At 39.6% G+C, this 17913-nt stretch carries 15 protein-coding genes; 13 read left to right on the plus strand and 2 right to left on the minus strand.

The annotated features are described in order from the left end of the window. Nucleotides 1-236 precede the first annotated feature (236 nt). Nucleotides 237-1514, plus strand: a complete 1278-nt coding sequence (locus H7O61_RS02880) for a DNA methyltransferase (RefSeq protein ID WP_187875089.1) — start codon at nucleotides 237-239, stop codon at nucleotides 1512-1514. A gap of 525 nt (nucleotides 1515-2039) precedes the next feature. Here the strand turns inward: H7O61_RS02880 and tsf are convergent. Together tsf and rpsB are read right to left on the minus strand one after the other, a co-directional pair. After that, the gene (gene tsf, locus H7O61_RS02890; protein WP_165558509.1) at nucleotides 2040-3107 is read right to left on the minus strand and encodes a translation elongation factor Ts; all 1068 of its coding nucleotides are present in this window, start codon (nucleotides 3105-3107) and stop codon (nucleotides 2040-2042) included. After that, a complete protein-coding gene (gene rpsB / locus H7O61_RS02895) occupies nucleotides 3107-3901 on the minus strand; it encodes a 30S ribosomal protein S2 (protein WP_000258276.1) in 795 nt (264 codons plus the stop codon). Before rpsB ends, tsf begins: the two co-directional genes overlap by 1 nt. Nucleotides 3902-4152: 251 nt before the next feature. Here rpsB and H7O61_RS02900 point away from each other — a divergent pair, with 251 nt between their 5' ends. The 12 genes from H7O61_RS02900 to H7O61_RS02955 are packed head-to-tail and all read left to right on the plus strand — an operon-like array spanning nucleotide 4153 to nucleotide 17910. Continuing rightward, entirely contained in the window at nucleotides 4153-6993 is a 2841-nt protein-coding gene (locus H7O61_RS02900) for a RecB-like helicase (protein WP_187875090.1), read from the plus strand. A 23-nt stretch (nucleotides 6994-7016) separates the two neighbouring features. Then, a complete protein-coding gene (nhaA, locus tag H7O61_RS02905; RefSeq protein WP_187875091.1) occupies nucleotides 7017-8333 on the plus strand; it encodes a sodium/proton antiporter NhaA in 1317 nt (438 codons plus the stop codon). 47 nt (nucleotides 8334-8380) lie between these two features. After that, nucleotides 8381-8698, plus strand: coding sequence for a preprotein translocase subunit YajC (gene yajC, locus H7O61_RS02910; protein WP_187875092.1), 318 nt, complete (start codon nucleotides 8381-8383; stop codon nucleotides 8696-8698). Continuing rightward, a complete protein-coding gene (gene secD, locus H7O61_RS02915) occupies nucleotides 8695-10272 on the plus strand; it encodes a protein translocase subunit SecD (protein ID WP_187875093.1) in 1578 nt (525 codons plus the stop codon). Before yajC ends, secD begins: the two co-directional genes overlap by 4 nt. Nucleotides 10273-10280: 8 nt before the next feature. After that, nucleotides 10281-11252, plus strand: coding sequence for a protein translocase subunit SecF (secF, locus tag H7O61_RS02920; protein WP_187875094.1), 972 nt, complete (start codon nucleotides 10281-10283; stop codon nucleotides 11250-11252). Between the two features lie 9 nt (nucleotides 11253-11261). Then, a complete protein-coding gene (locus H7O61_RS02925) occupies nucleotides 11262-11600 on the plus strand; it encodes a DUF6394 family protein (RefSeq protein WP_000383761.1) in 339 nt (112 codons plus the stop codon). A 9-nt stretch (nucleotides 11601-11609) separates the two neighbouring features. Continuing rightward, a complete protein-coding gene (gene leuS, locus H7O61_RS02930; protein WP_187875119.1) occupies nucleotides 11610-14030 on the plus strand; it encodes a leucine--tRNA ligase in 2421 nt (806 codons plus the stop codon). Continuing rightward, nucleotides 14027-14539 carry an LPS assembly lipoprotein LptE gene (lptE, locus tag H7O61_RS02935; protein ID WP_187875095.1) on the plus strand — a complete coding sequence of 171 codons (513 nt, stop codon included), beginning with the start codon at nucleotides 14027-14029 and terminating at the stop codon, nucleotides 14537-14539. Before leuS ends, lptE begins: the two co-directional genes overlap by 4 nt. Beyond that, nucleotides 14529-15707 carry a bifunctional folylpolyglutamate synthase/dihydrofolate synthase gene (locus H7O61_RS02940; protein WP_187875096.1) on the plus strand — a complete coding sequence of 393 codons (1179 nt, stop codon included), beginning with the start codon at nucleotides 14529-14531 and terminating at the stop codon, nucleotides 15705-15707. Before lptE ends, H7O61_RS02940 begins: the two co-directional genes overlap by 11 nt. Beyond that, a complete protein-coding gene (gene csd2, locus H7O61_RS02945) occupies nucleotides 15707-16633 on the plus strand; it encodes a M23B family cell shape-determining DD-metalloendopeptidase Csd2 (RefSeq protein ID WP_079340283.1) in 927 nt (308 codons plus the stop codon). The genes H7O61_RS02940 and csd2 overlap by 1 nt, the downstream gene beginning before the upstream one ends. A gap of 9 nt (nucleotides 16634-16642) precedes the next feature. Then, nucleotides 16643-17581: a peptidoglycan DD-metalloendopeptidase Csd1 gene (csd1, locus tag H7O61_RS02950; RefSeq protein ID WP_079340285.1), complete on the plus strand. Its 939-nt coding sequence runs from the start codon at nucleotides 16643-16645 to the stop codon at nucleotides 17579-17581. After that, a complete protein-coding gene (locus tag H7O61_RS02955) occupies nucleotides 17500-17910 on the plus strand; it encodes a bactofilin family protein (protein WP_000963936.1) in 411 nt (136 codons plus the stop codon). The genes csd1 and H7O61_RS02955 overlap by 82 nt, the downstream gene beginning before the upstream one ends. Nucleotides 17911-17913 lie beyond the last annotated feature (3 nt).

Raw genomic sequence — 17913 nt, forward strand, 5'->3', positions numbered from 1 at the left:
TTAAAAACATGAAAGGGTATTATAACAAAGCCCTTTAATTAAGCGCTACAATACTTTCATGCAAAAAAAGATTTTTTTACTAGAAGACGATTACCTTTTAAGCGAGAGCGTTAGGGAGTTTGGCTTATTGAAAATTTAGATTGCCTTGACTGACTCATTTTTTTAAAATACCCCCATTTCATTGTAAAATTATCTCTGTGAAACCCATTGAAGTTGAATAAAAGGTAAAAATAAGATTGAATATCAATAAAGTGTTTTATCATAGCAGTGCCAACATGAATGAAGTGCCAGATAATAGCGTGGATTTGATCATCACAAGCCCGCCTTATTTCAACATCAAAGATTACACGAAAAATGGCACACAAGACTTACAGCATTCAACTCAACATGTTGAAGATTTAGGGGCGTTAGAAAAATATGAAGATTATCTTTTAGGTCTTTTAAAAGTTTGGCTTGAGTGCTACAGAGCGTTAAAACCCAATGGTAAGCTATGCATTAATGCGCCTTTAATGCCCATGCTTAAAAAGGTTTTAAACACGCACTATAACCGCCATATTTTTGATTTGCATGCTGATATTCAGCACTCCATTTTGCATGATTTAAACAACACGCTAGAAAACAAGCCTAAAATGTTCTTGCTAGATGTCTATATTTGGAAACGCGCCAATCCTACTAAAAGATTGATGTTTGGGAGCTACCCTTATCCTAGAAATTTTTATGCGCAAAATACTATAGAATTTATCGGCGTGTTTGTCAAAGACGGCAAGCCCAAACAACCCACAGAAGAGCAAAAAGAACAAAGCCAATTGACTCAAGAGGAATGGGTGGAATTTACTAAACAAATTTGGGAAATCCCAATCCCTAATAAAAACGATATTGCTTTTGGCAAGCATGCGGCTTTAAGCAATTTATTGTATGAACATCGTTCAAGAATTATTCCACTCTATCAAAGAATTAATAATAGTTATTCTAAAGACAAAACGATAAAAATCTGCGACAATAACCTTAAATTGCTTTACAAAGACCATCAAGTTTGCGTGAATATAGACGGAAAGGAAATGAAGCTTAAATATTCAGAAAATGAAGATGATTTTAGAAAATACATTATAGGGGGTTGGTTTGAAGAATATATTTATTTTGAATTACTAGATTTGCTAGATAAACAAGTGATTTATGATTTACGCTTGAATATGCGTTTGAGCGTTGAAAGCATGACTGATACTCAAAGGAATGAGCACCCTATTTACGCTGAGCTTGACATGGCTTTTAGCGATGGTAAAAATCTCTATATTATAGAGTGCAAGAGTGGGGGATTAAAAGATAAAGGGGTTTTAGCCAATTTATCTACTAACGCTCAAATTTTTGGTGGAGCTAATGCGAAATGCATTTTAATATCAAGCGATGATCATTTGGGACAAAACATTCAAGAAAAAATTAAAATTTTGAACATTAAATTTATTTTCAAAGATTTTAAAGAAAATATTGAGAATTATGTAAATGACTCTAGGCATTGATGAAGCGGGTAGGGGGTGTTTAGCCGGTTCGCTTTCTGTCTCACTTTGGGCCGCATTCGCATCAGATAAAATCATTTTGTCATATTGGGGGAATAAACTAAGGAGAAGGTATTTGACTAGAGTTATTCTAGAATAGCGATTAACCCATGCGCTATCTGTGATATAGTGGGCAAAGAATCAAGGGCGGTGCTAATGTATTAGTATTTTAAGGTGGAAAAATGTTTGAAAGGCTTGATAGTCTCTTGGAGTTTGTTTAAATCATCTTCTTTTAAACTGCAACACACAGATACCAATGATTTCATTACCTATAATATTTTTTCAAATTCTCAAATCCCTACTGATACAATTTTAAGTTCCCTTTAAATCTTTTAACTATATTAGACTTGGCTTAAGAGCACTTAAATTTTGGGGTTTTAGGGGTTGTTGGAAAAACTATAGCGTTTAGAATTTAACTAAAAACAAGATTAAATAAAGAAAATTAAAAAATTAAAAGAAAACAACCTTTAAAGGTCGTTTCCTAAAATCTCACTTCATTTGCAAAGCCACTTCTTCAGCGAAATTCTCTGCCTTTTTCTCAATGCCTTCGCCCAATTCAAAACGTGCATATTCAGTGATTTTTAAATCATCATTCCATTCTTTGGAACAATCAGCGATGACTTGAGCGATAGTTTTTTTATCGTCCATGACATAGAATTGCCCTAAAAGGGTTAGGCGTTGATCAATAAGGGTGTTATCAGCGATGAATCTTTCCATTTTTCCTGGAACGATTTTATCCCAGATTTTTTCAGGCTTGCCCTGCTCTTTTAATTCGTCTTCAAAAGCCTTTTTTTGACGGGCTAAAACTTCATCGCTCAATTCAATGCGGCTCCCAAAAGTGGGGATGTTTTTCAAAGGTTTGCCCAAGCGTTTAGCCTCTTCGTTGTCTTTTTCAATTTCAGCGATCAAGGCTAAGGTTTCTTTTTTGACAAAATCAAGGCTAAAGTCTTTGCAATCTAGCACTTGAGGTTTCATCGCTGCGGCATGCATAGCGATGTTTCGGGCCAGTTCAACCACTTTTGGAGCGTTTTTCTCATTATCGTATTTTATACCAATTAACACGCCCACTCTGGCGTTAGAATGCACATAACCATTGACAATATGAGAGCTAGGGGCTTTTAAATGAGCGATTTTTCTCACTAAAATGTTTTCACCAATCACAGCGATTTGAGAGTGCAAATATTCTTCAAAAGGCTTGTTGTCTAACGGGCTTTTAAGCAGTTCTTCTGGTGTATGGATGTTATGGGCTTTGATCGTTTCTAAAGTTTTTTTAACCAATTCCTTAAAGCCCTCATTTTTAGCCACAAAATCCGTTTCGCTATTGATTTCTACCATCATCGCGCTTTTAAAATCAGGCGCGACTTCTAAAGCGACCACGCCTTCAGCAGCGATCCTATCAGCCTTTTTAGCGGCTTTACTCAAGCCTTTTTCGCGCAAGAAATCAATGGCCTTTTGCAAATCCCCAGCCACTTCCACAAGGGCTTTTTTGCAATCCATCATGCCCGCATCGGTTAAATCCCTTAATTTTTTGACTAATTGAGCGCTAATTCCTGACATTATTCGGCTCCTTGAGTGATTTCTTTTTGGATTTCAGCGAGCATTTCTTCTTTTTCTTCATTGCTCACGAACTCTATCTCTTCGCTATTTTCATCCGCATGGACGATTTCTTCTTGCATGAGTTCTCGCCCTTCTAAAATCGCTTCGCTCATTTCTTTACAAAACAGCCTAATAGAGCGGATCGCATCGTCATTTCCAGGAATGGGGTAATCCACTAAATCAGGGTCGCAGTTAGTGTCTAAGGGGGCCACGATAGGGATATGGAGTTTCCTCGCTTCAGCGACAGCGATTTTTTCTTTAGCCACATCAATCACAAAAATCATATCAGGGATTTTTTTCATGTGGCGCACCCCGCCAAGATACTTATCCAGCTTTTCTTTTTTCCTTAAAATCATGAGCTTTTCTTTTTTAGTCAATAGATCAATTTGACCGCTATTTTCCATTTCTTCAATGATTTCTAATTTCCTAACCGACTTTCTAATGGTGCTAAAATTAGTCAGCATGCCACCAAGCCAGCGGTAATTGACATAAGGGACTTGAATGCTTTCAGCGAATTCTTTCAAAGTCTCATTGGCTTGTTTTTTAGTGCCTACAAACATGATGCTCTTGCCTTGAGCGCTCGCATCGCGTACGATATTATAAGTGTATCTAAAATAGCGCAAAGTTTTTTGCAAATCAATAATATGGATATTTTTCCTAACGCCAAAAATGAATTTTTTGGTTTTAGGGTTCCAACGCCTTGTTTGGTGTCCAAAATGCACACCGCATTCTAATAAATCTTTCATGGTTACCATGAGAATTCTCCTTAAAGTTATTTTGGTTCTCTTCCTCCATGCTCATTTGATTCTTAAATTTCTTAAGAACACCTAAATACAAGGATTAGCATGTGTGAATTTGACGCTGTCTTTGCCCTTTAATCCCTATAAATCACATAGAGAAAATGACAAAACCCCACGATTATAGCAAAAGATTAAGGTTTTTTAGCTTAAGTAAAAAAGGCTTTTAGGTTATAATAAAGGCAAAACAGAATTTTAGGATAGCTATCATGGATACAAAAAGACAATGCATGGCTTTAAAGGCTTCAGCAGGGAGCGGGAAGACTTTCGCTTTGAGCGTGCGGTTTTTGGCCTTATTGTTTAAAGGGGCTAATCCTAGCGAGATTTTAACGCTCACTTTCACTAAAAAAGCCACCGCCGAAATGAAAGAGCGCATTTTAGACTATTTAAAAATTTTGCAAAAAGAAAACCTTGAGAGCGGAAAAGAAAAATCCCAAAATATCCTAAAAGAATTAGAAGAAAAATACCATTTAGACCCTAGCTTGGTGCGAAATAGCGCTCAAAAAATCTACCAACGCTTTTTAAACGCTGAAGTTAGGATTAGCACTATTGACGCGTTTTTCCAAAGCATTTTAAGGAAATTTTGCTGGTTTGTGGGGTTGAGCGCAAATTTTGAAGTCAATGAAGACACAGAAGCGCACCAACGACAGCTTAATGAGGGTTTTTTAAACGCTTTAAACAGCGAACAGCTTGAAGAATTGAGCGCTTTTATCGTCCAATGCTTAAGTTATGAGAGTTACACAAGCGATTCTATTTTAAAACGGCTGCGTTTTTTAAAAAACAAGCTTTATTTATTTGATCCTAATAAGAAAGAGCCTGCATTTGATGAAGAGGGTTTTTTAGAAAAACTAAGGAGCTTAAACAACCAAATTCAAAACATAGAAACAGCATCAAATGAGGCTAAAAAAGCCATTAAATGCGATAGTTTTAGGGGATTTTTAAACAGCTCTTTAACCTGGCTTAAAAAAAAGAGCGAATATCAATCTTTCAAAAAACTCAAAAGTGAAATCCCTACCTTAGAGAGGGAGTGCGAAGAGATTGAAAACGATTTAAAACGCTATTATGAAGCCAAAGAAACCGCAATATTTAAAAAATTCCCTAAATTCATCCAGCTTTATGATAAAGCCACTTCTAAAATCCAAGCCCTGGATTTTGATGCGATTAAAGATAAGGTCCATGTTTTATTGAATGGTTATGAAGAAATGCCGGCGGAGTTTTTTTATTTCAGGTTGGACAGCAAGATCGCGCACATTTTGATTGATGAATTTCAAGACACGAGCTTGAACGATTATGAGATTTTAGCCCCTTTTATTGATGAGATTAAAGCGGGGATAGGGCAAGCGAAATGGCACAGGAGCGTGTTTTTTGTGGGCGATGTCAAGCAGAGCATTTATGCCTTTAGGGGGAGTTTTAGCTCCTTATTTGAAAGCGTTTCTAGGGATTTTCACCACGATAATTTGGAATTCAACCACCGCAGTGCGCCTTTAATCATTAATTATGTGAACACCATTTTTAAAAAGGCTTATCAAAATTCCCCCACCGCTTACTTGGAGCAAAAATACCCTAAAGCTTCCAACAATAAACATGTTACAGAGGGCTATGTTAAAGTTTCTTTAGTGGCTGATGAAAAAGAATTGTTATTAAATCAGGTCTTACAAGAAGCTAAAAACCTTTTAGATCATCGTATTGATCCTAAAGACATTACCATTTTATGCGCCACCAATAAGGACGCTTTAGAAATCAAAAATTATTTGCAAGAGTATTTGAGCACAATTTGCCCAAGCACGGAATCTAGTGCGAGATTGTCTCAATTGGTAGAATCTAAGATCATTAAGAACGCTTTAGAATACGCTTTAGCGGAAGAACCTTACAAGCCCTTTTATAAGCACAGCGTTTTAAAACTCGCTGGATACTTGCATGATGATGCGATCGCTTTACCTGGTTTTAACCCTAAAAAAGAGAGCGTGGCAAGCTTTGTGTGGAAAATTATGGAGCAGTTTAAACTTTATGGAGAGCCTGCACAAAGCTGTTTGGAATTGGCCATTGGGTGCGAAGACGCCGATGGATTTTTAGAAAAATTAGAGGCTAAAGAGATCGCTTCTTTCAATCCAAAAGGCGCACAGATCATGACCATTCATAAATCTAAAGGCATGCAATTCCCTTATGTGATCGTGTGCGAACGCTTGGGCAATCCTAAATCAAGCCATTCCAATCAACTCCTTGAAGAATATGACGGCGCAGAGCTTACGCGCCTTTATTACAGGATGAAAAATCGTGAGGTGGTGGATAAAGATTACGCTAGGGCTTTAGACAAAGAAGAAGCAGCCAAAGATCATGAAGAAATTAATGTGTATTATGTCGCATTCACTAGGGCTGAGTTAGGGCTGATTGTCGTGGCCAAAGACAAGAAAGAAAGCAAAAAAGAAAGCAAAAACAAAAAAATGCGCGAACAATTGGATCTTACGCCTTTAGAAGAGGGAGAAATCGCACCGGTTATTTCTCCTCAAAAAGAGCCTTTAATCGCAAGCGTTGTCATCAAGCCCCATGCCTATGGCGAGCAAGTCCAAGAAATAGAAGAAGAGCCAGATAGCGATTATGAAAAGAATAACGACCAGGAAGCGATCAACTTTGGTATCGCCTTGCATAAGGGATTAGAATACCAATACGCTTATAACATCCCTAAAAAAAGCGTTTTAGAATATTTAAACTACCACTATGGTTTTTATGGTTTGGATTATCAGGCGTTAGAAGAAAGTTTAGAGCTTTTTGAAAACGATGCAGAGATACAAGCCCTTTTTAAAAATCATGCCTTAAAGGGCGAAGCGGCTTTTTTATTCCAAGGGGTTGTGTCTAGGATAGATGTTTTATTGTGGGATAGGGGGCAAAATTTGTATGTTTTAGATTACAAAAGCTCTCAAAATTACCAGCAAAGCCATAAAGCGCAAGTGTTTCATTACGCTGAGTTTTTGCGAACTCAAGCCCCCCATTTTAAGATACAAGCGGGCATTATTTACGCTCATAAAAGACTGCTTGAAAAATTATGGGTTTGAAAATAAAAATTTTAAGGTTGTCTATGAATCTCAAAAAAACAGAAAACGCGCTCAGTTTGACGCTTAAAAACTTCATTAAAAGCGAGTCTTTTGGAGGGATTTTCCTCTTTTTGAACGCCGTTTTAGCGATGGTGGTGGCTAATTCGTTTTTAAAAGAAGGTTATTTTGCGCTATGGCACACCCCTTTTGGGTTTCAAGTAGGGGATTTTTTTATCGGCTTTAGTTTGCATAATTGGATTGATGATGTCTTAATGGCGTTATTCTTTTTAATGATAGGCTTAGAGATCAAGCGAGAATTGTTGTTTGGGGAATTATCCAGTTTCAAAAAAGCTTCTTTCCCTGTGATCGCAGCCATAGGAGGCATGATAGCTCCAGGATTGATTTATTTTTTTCTTAACGCTAACACGCCCTCTCAGCATGGTTTTGGGATCCCTATGGCGACGGATATTGCGTTCGCTTTAGGCGTGATCATGCTTTTAGGCAAGAGGGTGCCAACCGCTTTGAAGGTTTTTTTAATCACTCTAGCGGTGGCTGATGATTTGGGGGCTATTGTGGTGATCGCGCTCTTTTATACCACGAATTTAAAATTCGCATGGCTTTTAGGGGCTTTAGGGGTGGTTATTATCTTAGCTGTATTAAACCGCTTGAATGTCCGATCGCTCATCCCTTACTTGCTTTTAGGGGTGTTGCTTTGGTTTTGCGTGCATCAAAGCGGTATCCATGCGACAATCGCTGCAGTGGTTCTAGCTTTTATGATACCGGTGAAAATCCCTAAAGATTCTAAAAATGTAGAGCTTTTGGAATTAGGCAAACGATACGCAGAGACGAGTTCAGGAGCGCTTTTAACCAAAGAGCAGCAAGAAATCTTGCATTCTATTGAAGAAAAAGCGAGCGCTTTACAAAGCCCCTTAGAAAGATTGGAACATTTTTTAGCCCCCATTAGCGGGTATTTCATCATGCCCTTATTCGCGTTTGCAAACGCTGGGGTGAGCGTTGATTCTAGCATCAATTTAGAAGTGGATAAGGTGCTTTTAGGGGTTATTTTAGGGCTTTGTTTGGGCAAGCCTTTAGGGATTTTCCTCATCACTTTCATAGGCGAAAAGCTTAAAATCACCGCGCGCCCTAAAGGCATCAGCTGGTGGCATATTTTAGGGGCTGGGCTTTTAGCAGGGATTGGCTTTACCATGTCTATGTTTATTTCTAATTTGGCTTTCACGAGCGAGCATAAGGACGCTATGGAAGTGGCAAAAATTGCGATTTTACTAGGATCTTTGATTTCTGGGATCATAGGGGCTTTGTATTTATTTTTATTAAACCAAAGAGCGGCTTTAAAGAAATAGCTAAAAATGCTATAATTTGAGATTAAAACATCTTTTAAGGGAATTAAATGGGACAAACTAAAGACATTCTAACGACGCTTTTACCCCTTGTGGTGCTGTTTCTTATTTTTTATTTTTTGATTGTTCGCCCGCAACGCCAGCAACAAAAAAAGCACAAAGAAATGATAGAGAGCTTGACTAAGGGCGATAAAATTGTTACTCAAGGCGGGTTGATTGTTGAGGTGCTTAAAGCGGAAGCGAATTTTTTTAGCGTGAAACTCAATGATGACACCACCGCTAAACTTTCTAAAAACTATATAGCGTTCAAATTAGATGAAGAAGTGGTGCAAAATAACAACTATAGACTATTACCAAGTTACGAATGAAACTTTTTAACCCTCGTTTAATCGTTTTTATCTTTGCGCTTCTTTTAGGGGTAGGGTTTTCTGTGCCTTCCTTGCTAGAGACTAAAGGCCCTAAAATCACTTTAGGCTTGGATTTAAGGGGGGGGTTAAACATGCTTTTAGGGGTGCAAACCGATGAGGCTTTAAAAAACAAGTATTTAAGCTTGGCGTCCGCTTTAGAATACAACGCTAAAAAGCAAAATATCTTGCTTAAAGACATTAAATCCAGCCTAGAAGGGATCAGTTTTGAGCTTTTAGATGAAGATGAAGCGAAAAAATTAGACGCGCTTTTAGTGGAATTGCAAGGTCATAGCCAGTTTGAAATCAAAAAAGAAGCGGAATTTTATAGCGTGAAGCTCACCCCTTTAGAGCAAGAGGAATTGCGTAAAAACACGATTTTGCAAGTGATAGGGATCATTCGTAACCGCTTGGATCAATTTGGTTTGGCAGAGCCTGTAGTCATTCAGCAAGGTAAAGAAGAAATTTCGGTGCAATTGCCCGGTATTAAGACTTTAGAAGAAGAACGGCGCGCTAAAGAATTGATTTCTCGATCCGCTCATTTGCAGATGATGGCAGTGGATGAAGAACACAATAAAGATGCGATGAAAATGACGGATTTAGAGGCTCAAAAATTAGGCAGCGTGTTGTTATCGGATGTGGAAATGGGGGGTAAAATCTTGCTCAAAGCGATCCCCATTTTAGATGGCGAAATGCTTACGGATGCGAAAGTGGTGTATGATCAAAACAACCAGCCGGTGGTGAGCTTCACGCTAGATGCGCAAGGGGCTAAGATTTTTGGGGATTTCTCAGGCGCGAATGTGGGCAAACGCATGGCGATCGTTTTAGACAATAAGGTCTATTCAGCCCCAGTGATCAGAGAACGCATTGGCGGGGGGAGCGGGCAGATTAGCGGGAATTTTAGCGTGGCTCAAGCGAGCGATTTAGCGATCGCTTTAAGGAGTGGGGCGATGAACGCGCCCATTCAGGTTTTAGAAAAAAGGATTGTAGGCCCGAGTTTAGGGAAAGACAGCATTAAAACCTCCATTATCGCCCTTATTGGGGGTTTTATTTTGGTGATGGGCTTTATGGCGCTTTATTACTCCATGGCTGGAGTGATCGCTTGCATGGCGTTAGTGGTCAATCTTTTTTTGATCGTGGCGGTCATGGCGATTTTTGGAGCGACGCTGACTTTACCGGGAATGGCAGGGATTGTTTTAACCGTGGGGATTGCCGTGGATGCTAATATCATTATCAACGAACGCATTAGAGAAGTGTTAAGAGAAGGAGAGGGTGTTGTTAAGGCGATCCATTTAGGCTATATCAATGCGAGTCGGGCGATTTTTGATTCCAATATCACTTCCTTGATCGCTTCGGTGTTATTATACGCTTATGGCACAGGAGCGATTAAAGGCTTTGCCCTAACCACAGGCATTGGGATTTTAGCCTCTATCATCACCGCTATTATAGGCACGCAAGGGATTTATCAAGCCCTTCTACCTAAATTAGCCCAAACGAAAAGCCTTTACTTTTGGTTTGGCGTGAATAAAAGAGCTTAGGAGGTTTTATGGAATTATTCAAACAAACTAGAATCTTAAGCTTCATGCGTTATTCCAATTATGGGGTGATCGTTTCAGCTATTTTAGTGCTTCTGGCGTTAGGGCTTTTGTTTTTCAAAGGGTTTTCTTTAGGGATTGATTTTGCGGGGGGGAGTTTGGTGCAGGTGCGTTACGCTCAAAACGCTCCCATTAAAGAAGTGCGCGATCTTTTTGAAAAAGAAGCTCGTTTTAAGGGCGTTCAAGTGAGCGAGTTTGGCTCTAAAGAAGAAATTTTAATCAAATTCCCTTTTGTGGAAACGGCCGAAAATGAAGACTTGAACGCTATCGTGGCTAACATTTTAAAACCCAGCGGCGATTTTGAAATCCGTAAATTTGACACTGTTGGCCCTAGAGTGGGGAGCGAATTGAAAGAAAAGGGCATTTTATCGCTGATTTTAGCATTAATAGCAATCATGGTTTATGTGAGTTTCCGCTATGAATGGCGTTTCGCTTTAGCGAGCGTTATTGCGCTTGTGCATGATGTGATTTTGGTGGCAAGTTCGGTGATCGTTTTTAAGATTGATATGAATCTGGAAGTGATTGCGGCTTTGCTCACATTGATTGGGTATTCCATTAACGATACGATCATTATCTTTGATCGAATCAGAGAAGAAATGCTCTCTCAAAAAACCAAAAACGCCACTCAAGCCATTGATGAAGCCATTTCCAGCACGCTCACGCGCACGCTTTTAACTTCTTTAACCGTGTTTTTTGTGGTGTTGATTTTGTGCGTGTTTGGGAGTAAGATCATCATTGGCTTTTCATTGCCCATGCTAATAGGCACGATTGTAGGGACTTATAGCTCTATTTTCATCGCCCCTAAAGTAGCGTTATTGTTAGGCTTTGATATGGGTAAATATTATGAGAATGAGGCTAGAAAAATCAAAAAAGCTCAAGAGAAAGAAAAAATGCGCCGTTTGTATGAGGGCGGTCAAGTTTAAGGAGTTTCTATGGATTGGGGTCGGGTCATTCATGTGCTGTTCAGCCTTATTTCTTTAACGACCATTGCAGGGTTTTTGTATGAGCCTAACACGGTGGTGTTATTTGTAGCGTTAGCTTTAAACCTTATTTCCGTTACGCTCAAAATTGGGGTGTGCAAGCGTTTCGCTTCAGAGCTATTGGCCAGCTCTTTAGCCACCGTGTTGCACCTCATACCGGCGTTTGTGTTTTTACAGATTTTAAACAATTTGGTTACAGCTTACATGCTCATGATTGGGGCTTTGATTAGCAACGCTTTTAGCCTCATTTTTTTATTGATTGAAAGCGTTGTAACGAGCGAAACAGACTAAGGGGTAATGATGGATTTTATCAATATAGAAAAAAAATGGCAAGAATTTTGGTGGAAAAATAAGAGTTTTGAGCCTAAAGACGATTTTAATCTCCCTAAAAAATACATTCTAAGCATGCTGCCTTATCCTAGTGGGGAAATCCACATGGGGCATGTACGCAATTACACCATTGGCGACGCGTTGGCGCGTTATTATCGTTTGCACCATTACAATGTGTTACACCCTATGGGGTTTGATTCTTTTGGGATGCCTGCGGAAAATGCGGCCATTAAGCATGGTATCCACCCTAAAACCTGGACTTATGAAAACATTGAAGCCATGCAAAAAGAGTTTGAAGCTTTAGGGTTTTCTTTTTCTAAAAACAGGGAATTCGCCACTTCAGATCCGGATTACACGAAATTTGAACAGCAATTTTTCATTGATTTGTGGGAAAAGGGGCTGATCTATCGCAAGAAAGCCATGCTCAATTGGTGCCCTAACGACAAAACCGTTTTAGCTAATGAGCAAGTCATTGATGGGCGGTGTTGGCGTTGCGACACAGAAGTCATTCAAAAAGAACTCTATCAATATTATTTGAAGATCACAAACTACGCTGAAGAATTACTAAAAGACTTAGAAACTTTAGAGAATCATTGGCCTTCTCAAGTCCTAACCATGCAAAAAAACTGGATAGGGAAATCTAGCGGGTTGCAATTTGGCTTTAAGATCGCTGATGAGTGCTTGAAAGCTTGCAACGGCATTCAAGAAATTGAAGTTTTTACCACAAGGGCGGACACCATTTATGGTGTTACTTACATTGCGATCGCTCCAGAACACCCTTTAGTAGAGCATGCCATTAAGCAAGTGAGCCAAGAAGATTCAAAGGTTATTAAAGCGATTTTAAACACGACTCAAAGAGAAAGAGCCTTAGAGAAAAAAGGGGTGTTTTTAGGAATTTATGCTATCCACCCTTTAACGAAGCAAAAAATCCCTGTTTGGGTGGCTAATTTCGCCCTAGCCAATTATGGTTCTGGGGCGTTAATGGGCGTGCCAGCCTGCGATGAAAGAGATTTTGAATTCGCCAATCTTTATCATATCCCTATTAAAGTGATCACGCAAAGCTCTCAAAGTTTGCCCCACACCAAAGAAGAGGTTTTAAAAAATAGCGGGGAGTGGAGCGATCTTTCTAGCTCAGTGGCCAGAGAGCAAATCATCGCTTATTTTGAAAAAGAAAACCTCGGTAAAAGGGTCATCAACTACCGCTTGCAAGATTGGGGGGTGAGCCGTCAAAGGTATTGGGGGGCGCCCATTCCTATGATTCATTGCAAACATTGCGGGATCGTGCCTGAAACCCAACTGCCGGTAACTTTACCTGAAGACATTGTGATTGATGGGGAGGGCAATCCGTTAGAAAAGCATGCGAGTTGGAAATTCGCTCAATGCCCTAAATGCCACAAAGACGCTTTAAGAGAAACAGACACTATGGATACTTTCATCCAATCCAGCTGGTATTTCTTGCGTTATACCACCCCCAAAGATGAGCGTGAAAATCAAGCGTTTGATCAAAATTACTTGAAGTATTTCATGCCAGTGGACACTTATATTGGCGGCATTGAACATGCGATTTTGCACTTGTTATACGCGCGCTTTTTCACTAAGGCTTTAAGGGATTTGGGCTATCTTAATTTAGATGAGCCTTTCAAACAGCTCATCACTCAAGGCATGGTCTTAAAAGATGGCGCTAAAATGAGCAAGTCTAAAGGTAATGTTGTCAGCCCTAAAGAGATACTTAAAAAATACGGGGCTGATGCGGCGAGGCTCTTTATCCTTTTTGCTGCCCCGCCGGCTAAAGAATTGGAATGGAATGACAACGCTTTAGAAGGCGCACACCGGTTCATCAAGCGCTTATACGATAAAGCGAACGCCATTACCCCTACCACTTCTAAGCCTGAATTTAAAGAAATTGGCCTGAATGAAGTGCAAAAATTAGCCCGCAAAAAAGTCTATGAGGCGTTGAAAAAATCGCATGAAATTTTCAACAAGGCTGAAAGCGCTTACGCGTTTAACACTTTGATCGCAAGTTGCATGGAGGCTTTAAACGCTTTGAGTGCGCAAAGTGATGAGCAAATTTTATGCGAGGGTTATTTTGTGTTGTTGCAAATCTTAGAGCCTATGATCCCGCACACGGCATGGGAATTGAGCGAGAGGCTTTTTAAAAGAGAGAATTTCAAGCCTATAGAAGTAGATGAAAGTGCTTTGATAGAAGACTTTATGACTTTAGGGCTTACCATTAATGGCAAAAGGCGCGCGGAATTGAAAGTCAATATTAACGCCAGCAAAGAAGAGATTATTATTTTGGCTAAAAAAGAATTAGAGAAATATTTAGAAAAGGCGAGCGTTAAAAAAGAAATTTATGTGCCTAATAAACTTGTTAATTTTGTTACCGCATGAGGGCTTTACTTTTTTTTATTGTGTTGCTTTTGTTCAAGGGTTGTGGGTATAAACCCATCGCCGCTTACGCTCAAAACGCGCTTGGCGATAGCGTGTATGTAAAACTCATTGTGAATTTGCCTAATCCTGAAAACTCTGTGGAGTTTAAGGATTTGATGAATCGTTTAGTCGTGCAACGCTTCCAAAACCGCCTGGCGAGTGAAAAGGATGCGGATTCTATCATTATCATAGAAATCACGAATGTAACCGATACGAGCATCACGCAAAATAAAGAAGGTTTTACGACTTTCTATCGCGCGACCGTGTCTGTGAATTACACCTACGATAATAAAAGAGGCACACAAAAGACTTTCCAAAATAGCGGATACTACAATTACGCCGTGAATTTACAAGACCCCCTTAACACTTTCCAGAACCGCTATTACGCTATCAATCAGGCTGTGGAGCAAACTTTGACCAAATTTGTGGCTCAAATCGCTTATGAGGGGAAATTCAATAATGAAAAATAGCCCTTTGATGAATGGATTAAAGGCGTTTTTAGAAACAAAGCCTAAAGAATACCACAAGTTTGACCCTAGCCGTTTCATTCAAATTTATAAAGATTTTAAAAACGCTTTTTTTGAGATTCAAGCGAAAGTCATTCATGTGGTAGGGACTAATGGTAAGGGTAGCACAGGGCGGTTTTTAACCCTTTTATTAGCCGATCAAAATTTTAAGGTGTTGCATTTCACCTCGCCTCATGTTTTTGAATTCAGGGAGCGCTTTTATTTGAATGGTTCTGTTGTTAAAGAAAGCGTTTTAGAAAACGCCCACCAGCAATTGCAATCGCACGCTTTCAGCAACGCTTGCTCGTATTTTGAATACGCTACCTTACTAGCCGTCATGCTCGCTAAAGATTGCGATTATTTGGTTTTAGAAGCGGGGCTTGGGGGGGAGTTTGACAGCACGAACGCTTTGGAAAAAACCCTAAGCGTTTTCACCCCCATTGATTATGATCATAAGGAATTTTTAGGGGATAGTTTAGAAAGCATTGCGACTACTAAATTAAAAGCGATGGGTTCTCTTAATATCATCGCTCCCCAACAAGAACTGGTTTTAAATGTGGCTCAAAAAATCGCTAAAGACAAACACGCGCAATTGATTGTGGTTCAAAATGAAATTTCAAAAGGAGTCAGGGATTATATTGAACGCCACCATTTAGCCCATTTTTTAGCGATGAATTTAGAAGTGGCCCTAAAGGTGTTTGAGACGCTTATGCCATGCAATAAACAAGAAGTTTTAAAAAACCTAAAGCCCCTAGATTTAATCGGCCGTTGCGAGCTTTTAAGCCCTAATATTTTAATAGATGTGGGGCATAACCCCCATAGCGCTAAAGCCTTAAAAGAAGAAATCAAACGCATCTTTAACGCTCCAATCGTTTTGATTTATAATTGCTATCAAGATAAAGACGCTTTTTTGGTGCTAGAAATTTTAAAGCCTGTGGTTAAAAAGGTTTTGATTTTAGAATTGCATCAAGAAAGGGTTATCAAGTTAGAAAAGCTTAAAGGGATTTTAGAAACTTTAGGGTTAGAACACGCTTTGTTTGAAGATGTGAAAGAAAATGAAAATTATTTGGTGTATGGCTCATTTCTGGTAGCCAACGCTTTTTATGAACGCTATCCAAAGAAGAGGGATTGATGCCGCAAAACCAGCTTGTGATCACCATCATTGATGAATCAGGTTCTAAACAGCTCAAATTTTCTAAAAATTTAAAACGAAACCTCATCATTTCTGTTATCATTCTTTTATTGATCGTGGGGCTTGGCGTGGGGTTTTTAAAATTTTTAATCGCTAAAATGGATACGATGACAAGCGAGAGGAATGCGGTTTTAAGGGATTTTAGGGATTTGTATCAAAGAAATTACGCCCTAGCGAAAGAGATTAAAAACAAGCGAGAAGAGCTCTTTATTGTGGGGCAAAAGATCCGTGGGCTAGAATCCTTGATTGAAATCAAAAAGGGGGCTAATGGGGGAGGGCATCTTTATGATGAAGTGGATTTAGAAAATTTGAGCTTAAATCAAAAACATTTAGCGCTCATGCTCATTCCTAATGGCATGCCCCTAAAAACTTATAGCGCTATCAAACCCACCAAAGAAAGGAACCACCCCATTAAAAAGATTAAGGGCGTTGAATCCGGGATTGATTTTATCGCGCCATTAAACACGCCTGTGTATGCGAGCGCTGATGGGATTGTGGATTTTGTGAAGACTCGTTCTAATGTGGGGTATGGGAACTTGGTGCGCATTGAGCATGCGTTTGGTTTCAGCTCCATTTACACGCATTTAGATCATGTCAATGTACAGCCTAAAAGCTTCATTCAAAAAGGGCAGTTGATTGGCTATAGCGGGAAGAGCGGTAATAGCGGCGGCGAAAAATTGCATTATGAAGTGCGCTTTTTGGGTAAAATTTTAGACGCAGAAAAATTCCTGGCATGGGATTTGGATCATTTCCAAAGGGCTTTAGAAGAAAATAAATTTATTGAATGGAAGAATCTGTTTTGGGTTTTAGAAGACATCGTCCAGCTCCAAGAGCATGTGGATAAAGACACCTTAAAAGGTCAGTAGGGGTTTTTGGTGTTTTTAGACAGGCGTTTGATTGTGATGGTTACGGACTCTAAAGGGAGCCGTTACGTTAATGTTCATATTTTATTCCGTCAAATTGGCTTGTATGCGCTGTTGAGCGTTATAGGCTCTCTATTGTTTTTAGGCGTTTCATTACTGGTTTTAAATAAAGAAATTAAAAACATTGAAAAACAGCATGCTTTAATCACTAAGGAATTTGAGAAAAAAAGAGAGACTAATGAAAAGCTTTCCTTGCAAATGGATGAGTTTTTAGACGATTTGCAACTTTCAGGGGAGCGCATCAACGATTTAGAAGAAGTGGTGGGGGTGAATAGGCCTGAAGAAGAAAAAGAAGAGGGTAATTTTTCCAGCCGCTTGGATGTCGCTGGGATCACTGGGCTTCAAAAAAGCTTTATCATGCGCCTTATCCCCAATGACTACCCGCTAGAATCCTATCGGCGCGTTTCAGCCGCCTTTAATAAAAGAATGCACCCTATTTTGCATGTGTTGCACAACCATACCGGGCTTGATTTAAGCACCGCTATTAACACCCCTGTGTATGCGAGCGCGAGCGGGGTAGTGGGGTTAGCGAGTAAGGGGTGGAATGGGGGGTATGGGAATTTGATTAAGGTTTTCCACCCTTTTGGTTTTAAAACCTACTACGCCCATTTGAATAAAATCGTCGTAAAAACGGGCGAATTTGTCAAAAAAGGGCAGTTGATTGGGTATAGTGGCAATACAGGAATGAGCACAGGACCGCATTTGCATTATGAAGTGCGTTTCTTAGATCAACCCATAAACCCCATGAGTTTCACCAAATGGAACATGAAAGATTTTGAAGAAGTTTTTAATAAAGAAAGGAGCATCAGATGGCAATCTTTGATAACAATAATAAATCGGCTAATGCAAAAACAGGACCAGCGACTATCATCGCTCAAGGCACCAAAATAAAGGGGGAGCTTCATTTGGATTACCATTTGCACATAGATGGCGAATTAGAAGGGGTGGTGCATTCTAAAAGCACGGTGGTGATCGGGCAAACCGGCTCGGTAGTGGGTGAGATTTTCGCTAATAAATTAGTAGTGAATGGCAAGTTTACTGGCACGGTGGAAGCGGAAGTGGTAGAAATCATGCCTTTAGGGCGCCTTGATGGTAAGATCTCTAGCCAAGAGCTTGTGGTGGAAAGGAAGGGGATTTTGATTGGGGAGACTCGCCCTAAGAATATTCAAGGGGGGGCGTTGTTGATCAATGAGCAAGAAAAGAAAATTGAAAATAAATAAGGA

The sequence above is a fragment of the Helicobacter pylori genome, assembly GCF_014496965.1.
Classification (GTDB): domain Bacteria; phylum Campylobacterota; class Campylobacteria; order Campylobacterales; family Helicobacteraceae; genus Helicobacter; species Helicobacter pylori_CZ.